This is a genomic window from Nonomuraea sp. NPDC049504 (assembly GCF_040676845.1).
Classification (GTDB): Bacteria; Actinomycetota; Actinomycetes; order Streptosporangiales; family Streptosporangiaceae; genus Nonomuraea; species Nonomuraea salmonea.
The window spans coordinates 116,882-131,800 of the sequence record NZ_JBFAPT010000024.1; the positions used below are offsets into that span (position 1 = coordinate 116,882).

Consider the following 14,919-nt stretch of genomic DNA (forward strand, 5'->3'; position numbering starts at 1 on the left):
GTTATGGTCCAACATCAATAAATCGTTGTCAATCTTTTGTTGATGAGGGCAGATGATCGTACCCCTGAGGGCGGCTGTTCCCGAGACGTGCGGAGGCAAGGCCGGGGCGCTCGGTGCGCTGCTGCGGGCGGGGCTGCCGGTGCCGGACGGGTTCGTCGTGCCGTTCGCCGATGCCGGTGCGGATCTGCGGCGGGCGGTCGAGGAGTTCGGTGACGCGCCCGTCGCGGTGCGGTCGTCCGCCTCGGACGAGGACACCGCGCACGCTTCGGCAGCCGGTCAGTATGAGAGCTTTCTCGCCGTACGAGGGCCCGACGCGGTGATCGAGGCCGTACGCGCCTGCCGGGCCTCGCTGTTCACCCCACGCGCCCTCGACCACCACGGCGACCGCGCCATGGCCGTCCTCATCCAGCGCCACCTGGACGCCGACGTGTCCGGCGTCCTGTTCACCCCCGCGGCCCCGCACGACCCGGCCCGCATCGAGGCGTCATGGGGGCTCGGCCCCAGCGTCGTCGGCGGCACGGTCACCCCCGACACCTACCTCGTCGCCGAATCGGTCACGCGCACGATCGCCCGCAAACGCACCCGCCTCGACCGGCGCGGCGGCGAGCTGGTCACGTCCGACGTGCCGCTCGATGCCCGCGATCGGCCGGCGCTCGATGACGCGACCGCCACAGCGCTCGCCGCTCTGGGCAGGACGATCGCCGCCGTACGCGGCGGCCCGCAGGACGTCGAATGGGCGATCGCCGGCGGCCGCACCTGGATCCTCCAAGCACGCCCGATCACCGCCGCACCCCCGCCGCTCGCGTCGGCCGCGCTGAACGGAATGCCGGGCAGCCACGGCGTAGCGACCGGCACCGCGCGGATCGTCCGCGGCCCGGACGACTTCGCGCGCGTGCGTCCTGGCGACATCCTCATCTGCCCCTTCACCGACCCCGCCTGGACGCCGCTGCTGCGCATCGCCGCCGGCGTCGTCACCGAGACCGGCGGCGTGCTCTCCCACGCCGCGATCGTCGCCCGCGAGCGCGGCATCCCCGCCGTCCTCGGCATCCAGGACGTCACGAACACCCTCCACGACGGCGCCACCATCACCATCGACGGCACCACCGGCACGATCACCTGACGAAGGCGCGCAGGGCGTCGAGCAGGCAGGCGAAGTCGGCGTCCCTGACGTCCTGCGCGTGGTGGTCGAAGCGGCCGGCCGCCTCGCTGGTGGCGAAGCCCAGGACGGCGGTGCTGATGAGGCGTTCCGCGCGGGCGGCCCGCTCGTCGTCCAGGCCCGCCTCGCGCAGGGCGGCGCGGGCCCGGTCGCGGACCTGGCGGGCCTCCTCGGTGACCGCGGGGCGCTGCAGCAGGAGCGGGAACACGCTGGGGTGGCGGGCGGCCGACCGCCGTACGCCGGTGGCCAGGTGCCGCAGGCGGTCCTGAGGAGCGGTCATGCGGATCTTGATGACGGACGGCTCAGGGCTCACCTCACGTCAATGCGCCACCGTGCTGTCGCGCGCCGGGCACGTGGTCGAGGCGCTGACGTCCGACCCGCTGTGCGTGTGCGCCTTCACCCGGCACGTACGCCGCCTGCACCGCGTCCCGCCCTACGGCGACGACCCGTTCGCCTGGCTCGAAGCGGCACTGACCGTATATGAGGCCGGCGGCTTCGACGTGCTCCCGCCCACCCAGGAACAGGTGGCGGTCCTGTCCCGGGCGGCGGACGGGCGGGCCGCCACCGTGGTGCCCCCGTTCGCCGCGCTCGCCCGCGTACAGGACAAACTCTCGGCCGCCGCCACGCTGGCGATGATCCAGACGGTGTTCCGAGGGGGAGCTGCTTGCCTTCCACGCCTGCCGCAGGGAGGGCGAAGGCGCGCGGGGCGGAGCCGGTCGCAAGCGCGGCCTCGCCCTGCCCGGCGTCCGCGACCACCTGGTCAAGCTCGGCCGGGCGTTGTGCCGGCACGGCGCGCTGTCGGCGGACATCATCCTCGGCCCCGACGGGCCCGTCTTCATCGACCTCAACCCGCGCCTGGTCGAGCCGGTGAACGCACCGGCCGGCGCGAGGCGGTGCTGCGCGAGCTCGTCACCGTCGCCGCCCGCCGCGGCGGCTACGCGGGCAGCAGGGAGGAGCTGACACCGGGGTTCGACCCGCGCAGCGCGCTGCTGGTCGCGCTCGCCGCCGGCGCGACGATCGCCCGTCCTGACCTGTGGCGCTGGTTCGCGGCCGGCAGCGTGCGGGCGTACGCGCTCAGCGGGCCGGCCTGGCGGCGCATCGTGCGGGGGCCCGTGTCATGATGACCGGCGGGCCAGGTCGCCGGTCGCGTCCTGGCCGGCGTCGGTGGTGCGGCGGAGGAAGTCGGCGAGCAGGTCGAGATCGTGGTCGCCGTACTGTTCGCAGATCTCGTCCATCTTCGAGCTCATCCCGCCGTAGAGCTCGAACAGCTCCGCGTTGCGCTCCCGGTTGGCGCGGACGATGACGGCGCGGCGGTCGGACGCCTCCGGGTCGCGGTCGCGGGTGACCCAGCCGGCGCGCTGCAACCGGTCGAGGATGCCGGTGATGGTGGCGGGGTGCAGGCCGGCGCGGCGGGCCAGCGCGGTCGGGCTGAGCGGGCCGTGCCGGTTGATGAGGTCGAGGCAGGACAGATCGACGTCCTTGAGGCCCGCGTGCGCGCCGACCTGGTGGTTGAGCAGCGACAGCTGGATGCTCAGGGCGCGCAGCGACTCCTTGATCTCATTCGTCACCCGGCGCCGTGACCGCGCCGGGTCGGCTGCCTCTGAGGACGTCATACGGTGGGCCTCCCGCGCGAACAAATATGACCCACGTATTGTATGTGACTCACATCATGTGGACGCCGAGCCCGGCAGAGGGCTGGAGTCGGCGTACCTGACCTCGTAGACGCGTTCGGCGAACTTCCAGCCCTCAGGGGTGCGCTCGTAGCGGTCGTGGTAGATGGCGTAGTTCAGGTGGGAGCCGCCGTCGCGCAACCGGCCGAACTCCTGGATGTACGACCGCCCGGTCGCGGTGTCACCGTCGATCCTGATGACGCCCGGGTGGACGTTCTGAACGAAGAACTCCCACAGGCCCTGCCCCCACTCGACGCCGGCCCTGATCGCCTCCCGGCCGGCGAACTCCCTGCCGATGTGCGGCCACCGCACCACGCACTCGGGAGTGAACAGGGACTCGACGCGGTCGTAGTCGCGCATCATCACGGCGTCGGTGAGCTCGCCGCGCAGGGCCTCGATCTCGACGCGGTCGGCGATCGCTCGCATGTCGTTCATGGCTCCAGCATCGAAGCCGGCGCCATAGAGAACAACGTAGGCTTCGTGTGGCGATCCATAACATGGGGGTTATCCGTGGAGCTGAGGGACATCGAGATCTTCCTGACGCTCGCAGAAGAGCTGCACTTCGGCCGTACCGCCGAGCGTCTGCACGTCTCGCAGGCCCGCGTCAGCCAGGCCATCGCCCGGCAGGAGCGGCGGCTCGGCGTGGCGCTGTTCGAGCGCACCAGCCGCCGCGTCGCCCTGACCCCGGTCGGACGGCGGCTGCGCGAGGACCTGGCGCAGGCGTACGACCTGCTCCAGCAGGGGCTCGCCCGGGCCGAGGCGGCGGGACGGACGCTGCGTCTGGGGGTGTTCGGCCACGCCGGGTACGAGCTGCGCCCGCTCATCGACGCCTTCCGCGCCCGCCACCCCGACAGCGACGTGCTCTTCAGCGAGGTCACCGGCGCCGACCCGTTCGCCGCACTGCGCGCGGGAGAGGCCGACGCCCACGTGCTGTGGCTGCCGATCGCCGAACCCGACCTCACCGTCGGCCCCACCGTGCTCACCAGCGGGCGCGTGCTGGCGGTGGCGGCCGGGCATCCGCTCGCCGGACGCCGCGGCGTGTCGCTGGAGGACCTGGCCGGCGAGCGGGTGGCCGACCTCGGCCCGGCGGCCCCGGAGTATTGGCTGGAGTCCATGGTCCCCGCCCGTACGCCGTCGGGCCGCCGCATCCCGCGCGGGCCCGCCGCCCGTACCTTCAACGAGATCCTCACCCTGGTGGCCGCCGGGCACTGCGTGCACCCGCTGGGCGAGCTCGCGGCCCGCTACAACAACCCGCCGGGCGTCGTGTTCGTCCCGATCCACGACGCCCCGATCCTCGAGTTCGCCCTGATCTGGCCGTCCGTCACCGACAGCCCGGCCGTCCGCGCGCTGGCACGGACCGCCGCCGGCCTCGGGCCCGTCGCGATCGGCTAGGCCGCGCCGCGGAAGGCGGTGGCGTGGTCGGCGACCCAGTCGGCGTAGGTGCGCGCGGGGCGGCCGAGGATCTTCGCCACCTCGTCGGTGACGGCCTCGGCCGGTCCGGCGCCTCTGGCGTACCTGGCCAGCAGGGCCGCCACGAACGCCTGCGGGAACCCCCGCTGGACCATGCCCTGCGCGTACGCCTCCGGCGGGATCTCCTGATAGCGCAGCGGCCGGCCGATCACCTCGCCGATGACGGTCGCCATCTCCTCGTGCGACAGCGCCTGCGGGCCGGTGAGCGGCATCTTGCGGAACGCCGGCCCTTCGTCGAGCAGCGCCCGCGCGGCCACCTCCGCCAGGTCCTCCTCGTGGATCAAGGGCTCGGCGAAGGCCGCGTACGGACCCCGCACGACGTCGCCCGCGCGGACCTGCGGAGCCATCGTGTGCAGGGTGTTGACCGCGAAGGACGCGGCGCGCAGGCTCGCCCACTCCATGCCGCTGGCGACGGCGGCGTCCTCGACCTCCTTGTTCCTGTCGCCCTGGAAGCGGGACGGCTGGGCGGCCAGGTCCTCGTCGACGTTGATCGCGGCGAGAGCCACCACCCGCCCGGCGCCGCGCTCCCTGGCGAGCGCGCACAGCTCGGCCGCCGAGTCTCCGACGGCGCGCGGGTGGAGGAACAGCGATGTGACGCCCTCCATGGCCCCCACCATCGTGCCCGGCCGCGACGGGTCGCCCACCACGACGTCCACGTTCGCGGGCAGGCCGGACGCCTGCGGGCCGCGGGTGACGGCGCGCACCTTCGCGCCTTCGGCGGCGAGCAGGGCGACGAGGCGGCTTCCGATGGTGCCGGTGGCGCCGGTGACAAGGATCATGACGAGTCCCCTCTCTTGTATGAGGTTCATATTATACGAAACTCATACAAGATGACGTCAGACCATGCCCGCCCGGATCTCGTCGTACAACCGGGTGGGATCCTCCGCCAGCGACCTCTTGACGTGCTTGCTCCATTCGTCGGCGAGCACCTCGGCCGCTCCCGCCTCGATCCCGTCCAGGCCGGCCCGCACGGCCTCGGCCGGGTCGCCCTTCGGCCCGTCGTAACCGGCGCTGAAGTCGGTGTCGACCGCCCCCAGATGCAGTGCGGTCACGAGCGTGCCCGGCAGCTCCAGGCGCACGCCGTTCGTCAGCGCCCACTGGGCGGCCTTGGTGGCGTGGTAGCCGTTCGTGCCCGGGTAGGCGTGCCAGGACTGCGCGGACAGCACGTTCAGGATCGCCCCGCCGCCGTTGGCCGCCAGCGCCGGTGCGAACGCGCGGACGGCGGCCAGCGTGCCCCAGAAGTTCGTCTCCATCTCCGCGCGGATGGCCGCCGGGTCCGTCGTGAGGAAGTACGTGGAGTGGCTGACGCCGGCGTTGTTCACCAGGAGCGTCACGTCGGTCGCCGCGGCGGCCGCGGCCAGGACCTGCGCCTCGTCCGTGACGTCCAGCCGCAACGGCACGACGCCGGGCAGGTCGATCGTCTCCGGGCGCCTGGCGGTGGCGTACACGCGGGCCGCGCCGCGATTCAGAAGCTGCCGGGCGAAGTGGCGGCCCAGCCCGCGGTTGGCGCCGGTCACGAGCGCCACCGCGCCCTCGATGCGGAAACCGTTCAGGTTCTTCGTGGTCATGCGAGCACGCTAAGACCTACCGCTGACGTCAGGGTCAAGTCCTTGGGAGGTTCGGGACAAATCGGTCGGACGTTCGCAGGTGATTCGGCTGACTGCTATTGATCTTGACCGCTACCCTTCACGATCAACAACGTTTCGTAGAACGGGAGCTTTCATGCGACACCCTGTTGTCGTGAGTGCGTTACTCGCCCTGGTGACCGGCGCCGGCCTGCTGGCCGGACCGGCCACCGCCGCGGTGGCCGACGACAGCGCGGCCGGCGGCTGGTACACCGAACTGCCGGACACCATGAAGGTCTGCGACAACGCGACCTGGCAGGACGGACCGGCCGGCGCACCACAGGGCGCCATCGTGGTCCCGGCGGGCGACAACGCCGGCTTCGACTTCGGCCAGAGCGGCAAGACCTACTGGTTCGCCCCGGGCACCCACACCCTCGGCGACGAGCAGTACAGCCAGATCAGCCCCGGGGACGACAGCGTCTTCCTCGGCGCCCCCGGCGCCATCCTGGACGGCCAGAACAAGAACCTCTACGCCTTCTCCGGCGGCGCCTCCAACGTGCGCATCGCCTACCTCGAGGTCCGCAACTTCGGCCGCGGCAAGGACAACAACAACGAGGGCGTCATCAACCACGACGCGAGCAGCGGCTGGGTGATGGAGCACCTCTACGCGCACCACAACGACGGCGCCGCGGTGTTCCTCGGCAACACCAACACGATCCGCAACAGCTGCCTGAAGGACAACGGCCAGTACGGCATCAGCATGTACCGCCCGCAGATCGAGGGCGACGCGGCGATCAAGGACATCGTCGTGCACAACAACGAGATCTCCGGCAACAACCAGGACGACTGGGAGGCCGAGATCGAAGGGTGCGGCTGCTCCGGCGGCGTCAAGTTCTGGGACGTCGAAGGCGCCACCGTCACACAGAACTACGTCCACGACAACCTGGGCGTGGGCCTCTGGGCCGACACCAACAACATCGACTTCCTGTTCGACCGCAACTGGATCGAGCACAACGAGAGCATCGGCATCTGGTACGAGATCAGCTACAACGCCACGATCACCCGCAACGTCTTCAAGCGGAACGCCTGGGTGAGCGGCAACGACAACCAGGGCTCGCCGGCGCCGGCCATCTACATCTCCGAGTCGGGCGGTGACGCGCGCCTCGCGAGCGACACCAGCGGCAGCACCGACCTGAGGATCAGCGACAACTACTTCGAGGACAACTTCTCCGGCATCTCGATCTTCGAGAACGCCAACCGCTTCTGCAACTCCAACGGCAACACCAGCAAGACCTACTGCACGCCGTTCGTCGCTCCGACGGTGATCCCGGAGCCGTACGACTTCGAGTACCCCAACCCGATCAACGACGCCCACCCCTGCTACACCTCGATCGCGAACGAGCCGCAGCGCACCGACTGCCGCTGGCACTCGCGCAACGTGAAGGTGACGGGCAACGAGTTCCGCTTCGACCGCTCGGTCGTGCCCTGCGCCGGCACCTACTGCGGGGTCCAGGCCCTGTACGCCCAGGGCGCCGACAACATGCCGTGGGCGCCGTACACAGTGTCGGAGATCCAGCAGGACATCATGTTCGACGCGGGCAACAGCTTCACCGGCAACACCTACGTCGGCGACTGGAAGTTCGCCAAGGGCTGGGGCGAGACGATCTCCTGGGACGCCTGGCGCTCGGCCCCGTACAACCAGGAGGCCGGCAGCACCTACAACGGCTCGACCGAGGAGCCGCCGGTGCCCAACGCCCTCGACGCCGACACCTCGACCCTCGAAGGCTCGATCGGCCAGTGGTCCGCCTGGTACAGCAGCTCCGTCGAGCGGTCCGCCGATGCCGCCCACGAGGGCGACTACGGTCTGCGCATCGCGGTGACCGAGGCGAACGGCTGGGGCGTCGCCCTCGACAACTGGCCCGGCTTCGAGACCAGGGCCGGCGCCAAGCAGATCAGCTTCTGGGCCCGGCAGGGCACCCCGGGGATCGCCGACGCGACGATCAGCGTGCTGTGGCGCGACTCCGAGCAGGAGCTGATCCGCACCGACGAGATCCCGCTGAGCGGCCTGACGACGAACTGGAAGGAGTTCACCCAGCAGCTCACCGCCCCGTCGGGCACTGCCGCCGTCTCACTGGAGCTGGGCGGCGACGGCTCCGTCGGCGAGATCCTCGACCTCGACGACATCGTGATCGCCGACGAGGAGAACGCCTAGATAAGTGGGGAACGGGTGCCCACCACCCGTTCCCACCCTCTCCGCCGCATCCAGCGCGACGCTTGAGCGTCTCCAAGGACGTCTCAGGTGTCCGCCTCCGGCTCATGGCGGCGCATCAGGAGGCTTTCGGGCGCGCCCGGCTCGCGGTCTTCGGCCGGTTGCCGGGAGACGAGGTGGGCCGCCGCCGTGACCCAGCGGTGCTGCGACGCCGTCACGGCTATCCAGCACGGCAGTGGATCGGGGTGGTCGGTGAAGCCGAGATCCCGGCAGAGCGGTTCCGCTTCGCGGGAGGCGGTGAGGTCGACCCGTACGGCGTCGCGTGCCCGGAACCAGTCGAGCAGGCCGAGCGTGATCGCCCGGCTGTGCCCGCGCCGCCGGTACGCCGGGTCGGTGACGGCGGACGAGTTCCGAAATATCGCCCTCTGTAGCTTGTCACGTCATGCGGTTCAGGCTTCCGTTACGACCTCGAACGTCTCAACCCTCACATCCCGTCGATTCCCTCGCGCGGGGGAGGCGCGCTCTGGGCCCATGACAGGACGCTGGTCACGTTACGAGCGTTCGAAAGGGCTGGAGGGGTGGCGTGACTGCGTCGTTGCGGGTCAGGGTGTGGGTGTACGTGTTGCTGTGCGGGCTTTTGCCGTGGTCCGTGGTGAAGACCGTGTGGACCCTCGGGGGAGACGCGCTCGGGGTGAGCGGCCAGGACTGGTTACGGAGCGTCGAGAGCGACGGCGGCGCGGTCTACGAGGCGCTGGCGGCCGTGGGGATCGATCTGACGGTGCTGGCGGCCCTGCTCGGCGTGTTCCTCGCGCTCGGGCTGGTGCATCGGTGGGGGAAGATCTTTCCGCGGTGGACGCTTTTCCTGGCCGGGCGACGGGTGCCGCGCCTCCTGCCGCTGATCCCCGCGTGGGTGGCCGGGGTGTGTCTGGGCGGGTACGGGCTCGTCCTCCTCGTCATGGTGCCGCTTTCCCTGACCGGGGTGATACCGGCGTTCGCGCCGCCGGAGCCCTTCACCAGCAGCGCGGACGTGACCTGGATGATCCTCTTCGGGGGCCTGGCGTTCGGCGGCCTCGGGGGAGCCCTCGTGCTGGGAGCCTGCTCGTACACCTCTCATGCGGGGTAGGCGTGCGTCTCGGTGGCCTTGACCGACGCCCAGATCTCCTGCCCCGGGCTGAGGTCGAGGTCGGCCACGGCGGCCGGGGTGATGTCGGCGAAGGCCGTGATCGGGCCGTCGAGGTGGACGCGGACGTTGTCGCCGTGCCGTTCGATCCCGTCGATGCGGGCCCGCCACAAATTACGCGGGCTGCCGTCGGGACGCGAGCGGTAGAGGGCGACGGCGGCGGGCGGGAAGGCCACGAACGCGGGCCCTGACAGGTGCTCGGAGCTGTGCAGCAGGAGCTCGCCGACCTTGACCCGGCCGGCGTCGGCGCTGCCCCGGTAGAGGTTGAGCCCGACGAGGCGGGCGACATAGTCCGTACGGGGCCGGCGCGCGACCTCGGCGGGCGGCCCCTCCTGGACGACGGCCCCCTGCTCGATGACGATCAGCCGGTCGGCCAGCACCATGGCGTCCAGCGGGTCATGGGTGACCAGCACGGTCGCGCCGTCGAAGTCGGCGAGGTGGCGGCGCAGCTGGGAGCGGACTGCAAGCCGGGTGTGGGCGTCGAGCGCGGCCAGCGGCTCGTCCAGCAGGAGCAGCTCGGGCCGTACGGCGAGCGCACGGGCCAGCGCCACCCGCTGCGCCTGCCCACCGGACAACTGCCGCGGCCTGGCACCGGCCCGATCGGCCAGCCCCACGCGTTCCAGCAGCTCGGCGGCGGCGCGGCGGGCCTCGGCCTTGGGCACACCCTGGCAGCGCGGCCCGAAGGCGACGTTGTCGAGCGCGGACAGGTGCGGGAAGAGCAGGTAGTCCTGGAACACCATGCCGATCGGCCGGCTCTCGGCGGGCAGGGTGTGCAGCGCCCGGCCCCGCAGCGAGATGTGACCTGCGGACAGGCGGGTGAGCCCGGCCAGCGCCCGCAGCGCCGTCGTCTTGCCGGCCCCGTTCGGGCCGAGCAGCGCCACCACCTCACCGGCGGCGGCGTGCAGCGTGGCGTCGAGGGTGAAGGCGGGCCTGGTGACCACCAGGCGGGCATCGAGGGTCACGGCGCGCTCACCCACCGATCACGCAGGCTGGCCAGGATGACCACCGACACGGCCAGCAGGACCAGGCTGAGCACGATGGCGGCCTCGGGCTCGGTCTCCAGCGCCAGGTAGACGGCCAGCGGCATCGTACGGGTGGTGCCGGGGAAGTTGCCGGCGAACGTGATGGTCGCCCCGAACTCGCCCAGCGCCCGCGCCCAGCACAACACCGCGCCCGCCACCACACCAGGCATGACCATCGGCAGCGTCACCCGCCGGAACACCGTCCACCGCGAGGCGCCGAGCGTCGCGGCGGCCTCCTCGAACCGCTGGTCGGCGCCGCGCAGCGCCCCCTCCACGCTGATCACCAGGAACGGCATCGCCACGAACGCCTCGGCGATGACCACCCCGGCCGTCGTGAACGGCAGCGTGACCCCGAACGACGCCTCCAGCCACTGTCCGACGATTCCGCGCCGGCCGAGCACCAGCAGCAGCGCCACACCGCCGACCACCGGCGGCAGCACCAGCGGCACGGTGACCAGCGCCCGCACCACCCGCCGTCCGGGAAAGTCGACCCTGGCCAGCAGCCAGGCCAGCGGCACGCCGAGCAGCAGGCACGCGGCGGTGGCGATGGTGGCGGTGACCAGCGACAACCGCAGCGCCTCCAGCACCTGCGGCTCGGCCAGCCGGCCGGGCAGCGTCGTCCACGGTGCGCGGACCAGCAGCCCCGCCAGCGGCAGCACCAGGAAGACGAGCCCGATCAGCGCGGGCACCACCAGCATCCACGGCAGCCTGCCGGACGCCTCGCGTCCTCGGGTCGTGGGGCCGGTCTGGTCTTGGACGGGAGCGTTCGTCATGGCGCTTCGAATCCGGCCTTGGTCAGCACGTCCTTGCCCTGCTGCGACAGCACCAGGTCGACGAACCGCCGGGCCGCGTCACCGGCCGGGGCCTCGGTGATGGTGGCGATGGGATAGTCGTTGACCGCCTGGTCGGCCTCGGGGAACGCGATGCCCCGCACCTTGCCGGCGGAGGCGATGACGTCGGTCTTGTAGACCAGCGCCGCGTCCACCTCGCCCAGCTCGACCTTGGTCAGCGTGGCCTTGACGTCCTGCTCCAGGGTGACGGGCTTGACCTGCAGCCCGGCGGCGTCCAGCGCCTTGGCGGCGGCCGCGCCGCACGGCACCTGCTCGGCGCAGAGCGCGACCTTCACCTTCGGGTCGGTGAGGTCTTTCAGCTCGTCGATGTGCGCCAGGTCATCAGCGGGGACGGCGATCTGCAGCTTGTTGCGGACGAACGTGGCCGGCGAGCCCGCCAGGGACGCGTCGGTGACGGTCTTCATGGTGGCCGGGCTCGCGGCGGCGAAGACGTCGGCCGGGGCGCCCTGGACGATCTGCTGGGCCAGCGTGGCGCTGGAGCCGAAGTTGAACCGCACCGACGTACCCGGATGAGCGGCCTCGAAGACCTTCCCGAGCTCGGTGAACGTCCCGGTCAGCGACGCCGCCGCGAACACCGTCACCTCCTTGCTCCCTCCAGCGGCGGGCCCTCCTGACCCGCACCCGGCAAGGACCAGCGCGACGGGCAGAACGAGCGCCCACGAGGACATGCGCCGAAACACCAAGGGCCGGCTCCTCACACCTGACTGGCCACGCGCTCGTGGTCAGGGATCTCCACGACGACGTTGGTCGACTTGATCACCGCGACCGCCACCACCCCCACCTCCAGGCCCAGCTCATCGGCGGCCTGCCGGCTCATCAGCGACACCACACGGAACGGCCCCGCGGCGATCTCCACCTGCGCCATCACCGCGTCGCGGACCACCTCCGTCACGATCCCCCTGAACCGGTTGCGCGCCGAGGAACGCCCGCCCCCGCCGCTCTCCCCGACCTGCGCGCGGGCGAACGCCGCCAGGTCGGCGCCGTTGACCTGCCGATGCCCGTGCTCGTCGCGCTCGGCCCGCAACCGGCCCGCGTCCACCCACCGGCGGACGGTGTCGGAGCTGACCCCGAGCAGCGCCGCGGCCTCACTGATCCGAAACGTCGTCACAAGCCCTCACCCTACCCCCGCACTTTCGAGCACGAACACCCGTCAGAAGCAGCATGAGCGACACGTTACGCTTTCTAGCCATCGCATCCACGAGGTCAGGCGTTACCCGGCCCCTGTGACCGCTGACGACGTGCTCGCGATCTGCCGCTTGCTGCTTCGTGATCATTGGCTCTCCCAGGAGACGACGGCCTCAACACCCGGATGGCCCTCACGGTTCAAGGGGCCGTCCAGCCGCGCTCGGGGGAAGGGACGAGGGTGATGCAGGAACGGATCCAGCACCCGGCGGCGGCACCAGCGTCCCTCGAGTGCGGCTCGATAACGTGACGGTCCCCTCGCGCTGGAGAGCCTCATGTCATTCCTTCGCTCAGCCCAGGTGTGGGCGCGCAAGGCCGGGAAGCACCTTTACGCAGGTCTGGTCATGCTGGGCGCCGGTGTCCACGCGCCCTCGCTGCCCCTGCTCTGGGACGGGCGCGCGGAGCACGACGTACCGGACCTGCGCCTGAGCCCGTCCGAACGCGCCGCCTGGCACCAGCTGACGGCCTCCCTGACGAGCGACGAGAAGTCCTGATCATCTGGGTTTGGGCGGCAGCATCAGTGCGGTGAGGACGGACAGCAGGAGCAGTGCGGCGGAGATGAGGAAGCCGAGCTGGTGGCCGCTGGTGTGGGCGATGAGGGGGTCTGTTCCGGCGTCGAGTTGCCGGTTGGTCTGGGCGGCGGCGATGGCGGCGATGACGGACAGGCCGAGTGCGCCGCCGGTGACGCGGGAGACGTTGATGAGGCCGGAGGCGATGCCTTGGCGGTCGGCGGGCACGCCGGTGCCGGCGGCCAGGGACAGCGGCAGGAAGGTCAGGGCCATGCCGACGCCGATGACGATGGACGGGCCGAGGATGTTGACGAGGTAGCTGCCCTGGGGTCCCGACTGCCGAGCCCGGTCTGCAGGGGGTTGTAGTGCAGGACTTCCTGCTGGTAGAGGGTGGCGATGTAGAGAATGGCGAACATGCCGCCGCCGACGAGGGCCTGGGTGACGTTGGCGCCGGCGACGTTGGGGATTTTGAGGAGGGTGAAGGGCAGCAGGGGGTCTTTCGCGCGTGCTTCGTGGAGGGTGAAGGCGGCGAGCAGCGCCAGGCCGACGATGAGGGGCAGCAGGGTGGTGGGTGAGGTCCATCCGGTTTGGCTGCTTTGCACGATGCCGATGGTGAGCAGGGTGACGCCGGCGGTGGACAGGACGGCGCCGGTGAGGTCGAAGCGCTGGGTGCGGCGGGCTGGGCGGTGGTCGCGGGCGATCCAGAGCAGGACGCCCGCGATGACGAGGGCGCTGATGGGGACGTTGATGAGGAAGATCCAGCGCCAGCCGGGGCCGATGGTGAGCAGGCCGCCGAGGACGAGGCCGAGGATGCCGCTGAGGCCGGCGGCCATGCCCCAGGCGGCGATGGCTTTGGCGCGGGGGCCTTCGGGGAAGATCCTGGCGAGCAGGGCCAGGGTCATGGGGCTGATGAGTGCGGCGCCGCAGCCTTGGACGGCGCGCATGACGATGAGGGTTTCCGCGTTGGGTGCCAGGCCGGCGGCCAGGGAGGACGCGGCGAAGAGCACGAGGCCGGCGATCAGCATGCGCCGGTGGCCGAGGATGTCGCCGATGCGTCCGCACAGCAGCAGGAAGCCGCCGAAGGTGACCAGGTAGCCGTTGACGACCCAGCTCAGCCCGGCTTCGGTGAAGCCGAGTTCGCTTTTGATCGGGGGCAGGGCGACGTTCATGATCGAGATGTCGATCGTGTCCAGGATCAGTGCCGCGCAGATGACGACCACGGTGAGCGTGTGACGGCGCGTCCACGCGAACCGCGCCCCTGCCTGTGGTGCCGCGTCCTGCTCCTGCTGTGCGTCGGTCACGCGGCACCCCCGCTACTTGTCGAACGGTCGGTCAGTTGGCCTCAGCGTAGGTACCTGACCGAACGGTCGTCAAGGCTCTTGCGGCAATGGAAAGGTACGGCGGCATAGGTGGATGGAGCGGGATTGCCGCCCCGGCGGTCAGGGCAAGCGCCACGAGGCGGGAGCCGACCGGCCACGCCGGTGGCCACCCGCCGTTGCCCCGGGGGCGGTCACTGATCCAGGCAGCGCAGCGCGGCGGCCAGGAACTCCTGCTTCTGTGCCGGCGAGAGCGTGCCGTTTCCGGCCTCGACCGCCCAGAACGCGCCCTGCTTGGCCACCGCGAACGCGGCCCAGGCACGGGCCAGGGCCTCGTCGCTCGCGTTGGGGCCGGCCAGGGCGTGGATGAACGTACGGGTGCTGCCCTCGACGTCGTACATGCCGCGCAGGACGCGGGAGATGGACGGGTCGCTGCTCAGCAGCGCGTTGACCGCGTGCGTCTCCACCGTCAGATCGATCAGGGCGCGCAGCAGCTCCTCGGGGCTGAGCCGCTCTTTCGCGCAGCGCTCGGCCAGCTTCGCGAACAGCGACAGCGGCTCGGTGATGAGCGCCCCGAGGATCAGCTCCTTGGAGTTGAAGTGGTAGTAGAGCGTGGCCTTGCTGGTGCCCAGCTTCCCCGCGATGTCGGCGATGGAGGTGCCGGCGTAGCCGCGCTCCACGAAGAGCTCCTGCGCGGCCTCCAGGATGCGCGCCCGGGTGCGGACGCCGTCGCGTTCCCCTACGGCCACGAGATCACCCTCTTCATGGGCCGAGCATACGGGACTTGAC

19 protein-coding genes are annotated in these 14,919 nt (G+C 71.1%); 6 read left to right on the forward strand and 13 right to left on the reverse strand.

Going from position 1 to position 14,919, the window contains the following annotated elements; translation table 11 throughout:
- Positions 1-52: 52 nt before the first annotated feature.
- The gene (locus AB0K28_RS37325; RefSeq protein ID WP_364379338.1) at positions 53-1,120 is read left to right on the forward strand and encodes a PEP/pyruvate-binding domain-containing protein; all 1,068 of its coding nucleotides are present in this window, start codon (positions 53-55) and stop codon (positions 1,118-1,120) included.
- Here the strand turns inward: AB0K28_RS37325 and AB0K28_RS37330 are convergent.
- Entirely contained in the window at positions 1,113-1,436 is a 324-nt protein-coding gene (locus AB0K28_RS37330) for a WHG domain-containing protein (RefSeq protein WP_345407814.1), read from the reverse strand. The genes AB0K28_RS37325 and AB0K28_RS37330 overlap by 8 nt on opposite strands.
- Between AB0K28_RS37330 and AB0K28_RS37335 the strand changes: the two genes are divergently transcribed.
- A complete protein-coding gene (locus tag AB0K28_RS37335; protein ID WP_364379341.1) occupies positions 1,435-2,277 on the forward strand; it encodes a hypothetical protein in 843 nt (280 codons plus the stop codon). The two genes, AB0K28_RS37330 and AB0K28_RS37335, sit on opposite strands and share 2 nt — an antisense overlap.
- Here the strand turns inward: AB0K28_RS37335 and AB0K28_RS37340 are convergent.
- Both AB0K28_RS37340 and AB0K28_RS37345 read right to left on the reverse strand, forming a co-directional pair.
- A complete protein-coding gene (locus tag AB0K28_RS37340) occupies positions 2,272-2,769 on the reverse strand; it encodes a MarR family transcriptional regulator (protein ID WP_345407810.1) in 498 nt (165 codons plus the stop codon). The two genes, AB0K28_RS37335 and AB0K28_RS37340, sit on opposite strands and share 6 nt — an antisense overlap.
- A gap of 54 nt (positions 2,770-2,823) precedes the next feature.
- Entirely contained in the window at positions 2,824-3,261 is a 438-nt protein-coding gene (locus AB0K28_RS37345) for a nuclear transport factor 2 family protein (RefSeq protein ID WP_364379344.1), read from the reverse strand.
- A gap of 75 nt (positions 3,262-3,336) precedes the next feature.
- On the opposite strand from AB0K28_RS37345, the gene AB0K28_RS37350 reads away from it, so the two are divergent.
- Positions 3,337-4,218: a LysR substrate-binding domain-containing protein gene (locus AB0K28_RS37350; RefSeq protein WP_364379347.1), complete on the forward strand. Its 882-nt coding sequence runs from the start codon at positions 3,337-3,339 to the stop codon at positions 4,216-4,218.
- Here AB0K28_RS37350 and AB0K28_RS37355 read toward each other — a convergent pair.
- Both AB0K28_RS37355 and AB0K28_RS37360 read right to left on the reverse strand, forming a co-directional pair.
- Positions 4,215-5,075, reverse strand: a complete 861-nt coding sequence (locus tag AB0K28_RS37355) for an NAD(P)H-binding protein (RefSeq protein WP_364379350.1) — start codon at positions 5,073-5,075, stop codon at positions 4,215-4,217. The two genes, AB0K28_RS37350 and AB0K28_RS37355, sit on opposite strands and share 4 nt — an antisense overlap.
- A 57-nt stretch (positions 5,076-5,132) precedes the next feature.
- Positions 5,133-5,864 (reverse strand): SDR family oxidoreductase, encoded by a 732-nt coding sequence (locus AB0K28_RS37360; protein WP_364379352.1) that lies wholly within the window; start codon positions 5,862-5,864, stop codon positions 5,133-5,135.
- Positions 5,865-6,036: 172 nt separating this feature from the next.
- Here AB0K28_RS37360 and AB0K28_RS37365 point away from each other — a divergent pair, with 172 nt between their 5' ends.
- Complete coding sequence (locus tag AB0K28_RS37365) at positions 6,037-8,073, forward strand: right-handed parallel beta-helix repeat-containing protein (RefSeq protein WP_364379355.1); 2,037 nt, start codon at positions 6,037-6,039, stop codon at positions 8,071-8,073.
- Between the two features lie 83 nt (positions 8,074-8,156).
- Here AB0K28_RS37365 and AB0K28_RS37370 read toward each other — a convergent pair whose 3' ends face one another.
- Positions 8,157-8,288 carry a hypothetical protein gene (locus AB0K28_RS37370; protein ID WP_364379358.1) on the reverse strand — a complete coding sequence of 44 codons (132 nt, stop codon included), beginning with the start codon at positions 8,286-8,288 and terminating at the stop codon, positions 8,157-8,159.
- A gap of 365 nt (positions 8,289-8,653) precedes the next feature.
- On the opposite strand from AB0K28_RS37370, the gene AB0K28_RS37375 reads away from it, so the two are divergent.
- A complete protein-coding gene (locus AB0K28_RS37375) occupies positions 8,654-9,193 on the forward strand; it encodes a hypothetical protein (protein WP_364379361.1) in 540 nt (179 codons plus the stop codon).
- Here AB0K28_RS37375 and AB0K28_RS37380 read toward each other — a convergent pair.
- From AB0K28_RS37380 to AB0K28_RS37395, 4 genes are all read right to left on the reverse strand, one after another.
- Positions 9,181-10,212 (reverse strand): ABC transporter ATP-binding protein, encoded by a 1,032-nt coding sequence (locus AB0K28_RS37380; protein ID WP_364379364.1) that lies wholly within the window; start codon positions 10,210-10,212, stop codon positions 9,181-9,183. The two genes, AB0K28_RS37375 and AB0K28_RS37380, sit on opposite strands and share 13 nt — an antisense overlap.
- Positions 10,209-11,045, reverse strand: coding sequence for an ABC transporter permease (locus tag AB0K28_RS37385; RefSeq protein ID WP_364379367.1), 837 nt, complete (start codon positions 11,043-11,045; stop codon positions 10,209-10,211). Before AB0K28_RS37385 ends, AB0K28_RS37380 begins: the two co-directional genes overlap by 4 nt.
- Positions 11,042-11,704: a molybdate ABC transporter substrate-binding protein gene (gene modA, locus AB0K28_RS37390; RefSeq protein ID WP_364379370.1), complete on the reverse strand. Its 663-nt coding sequence runs from the start codon at positions 11,702-11,704 to the stop codon at positions 11,042-11,044. The genes AB0K28_RS37385 and modA overlap by 4 nt, the downstream gene beginning before the upstream one ends.
- A 113-nt stretch (positions 11,705-11,817) precedes the next feature.
- Entirely contained in the window at positions 11,818-12,231 is a 414-nt protein-coding gene (locus tag AB0K28_RS37395; protein ID WP_364379373.1) for a TOBE domain-containing protein, read from the reverse strand.
- Positions 12,232-12,580: 349 nt separating this feature from the next.
- Between AB0K28_RS37395 and AB0K28_RS37400 the strand changes: the two genes are divergently transcribed.
- On the forward strand, positions 12,581-12,799 hold the full coding sequence (locus AB0K28_RS37400; RefSeq protein WP_364379376.1) for a hypothetical protein: 219 nt from the start codon (positions 12,581-12,583) through the stop codon (positions 12,797-12,799).
- Here the strand turns inward: AB0K28_RS37400 and AB0K28_RS37405 are convergent, their stop codons facing one another.
- The 3 genes from AB0K28_RS37405 to AB0K28_RS37415 all read right to left on the reverse strand — a co-directional run bounded on the left by AB0K28_RS37405 (position 12,800) and on the right by AB0K28_RS37415 (position 14,879).
- Complete coding sequence (locus AB0K28_RS37405; protein ID WP_364379379.1) at positions 12,800-13,087, reverse strand: hypothetical protein; 288 nt, start codon at positions 13,085-13,087, stop codon at positions 12,800-12,802. It abuts the gene before it with no gap.
- On the reverse strand, positions 13,078-14,115 hold the full coding sequence (locus AB0K28_RS37410) for an MFS transporter (RefSeq protein ID WP_364379382.1): 1,038 nt from the start codon (positions 14,113-14,115) through the stop codon (positions 13,078-13,080). The genes AB0K28_RS37405 and AB0K28_RS37410 overlap by 10 nt, the downstream gene beginning before the upstream one ends.
- Positions 14,116-14,324: 209 nt before the next feature.
- A complete protein-coding gene (locus AB0K28_RS37415; protein ID WP_364379385.1) occupies positions 14,325-14,879 on the reverse strand; it encodes a helix-turn-helix domain-containing protein in 555 nt (184 codons plus the stop codon).
- Positions 14,880-14,919: the final 40 nt, after the last annotated feature.

Coding starts and splice junctions, on each gene's coding strand:
- AB0K28_RS37400 (WP_364379376.1), top strand. CDS start 12,581: ATGTCATTCCTTCGCTCAGCCCAGGTGTGGGCGCGCAAGGCCGGGAAG.
- AB0K28_RS37385 (WP_364379367.1), bottom strand. CDS start 11,045: ATGACGAACGCTCCCGTCCAAGACCAGACCGGCCCCACGACCCGAGGA.
- AB0K28_RS37340 (WP_345407810.1), bottom strand. CDS start 2,769: ATGACGTCCTCAGAGGCAGCCGACCCGGCGCGGTCACGGCGCCGGGTG.
- AB0K28_RS37325 (WP_364379338.1), top strand. CDS start 53: ATGATCGTACCCCTGAGGGCGGCTGTTCCCGAGACGTGCGGAGGCAAG.
- AB0K28_RS37405 (WP_364379379.1), bottom strand. CDS start 13,087: ATGGCCCTGACCTTCCTGCCGCTGTCCCTGGCCGCCGGCACCGGCGTG.
- AB0K28_RS37330 (WP_345407814.1), bottom strand. CDS start 1,436: ATGACCGCTCCTCAGGACCGCCTGCGGCACCTGGCCACCGGCGTACGG.
- AB0K28_RS37345 (WP_364379344.1), bottom strand. CDS start 3,261: ATGAACGACATGCGAGCGATCGCCGACCGCGTCGAGATCGAGGCCCTG.
- AB0K28_RS37355 (WP_364379350.1), bottom strand. CDS start 5,075: ATGATCCTTGTCACCGGCGCCACCGGCACCATCGGAAGCCGCCTCGTC.
- AB0K28_RS37335 (WP_364379341.1), top strand. CDS start 1,435: ATGCGGATCTTGATGACGGACGGCTCAGGGCTCACCTCACGTCAATGC.
- AB0K28_RS37360 (WP_364379352.1), bottom strand. CDS start 5,864: ATGACCACGAAGAACCTGAACGGTTTCCGCATCGAGGGCGCGGTGGCG.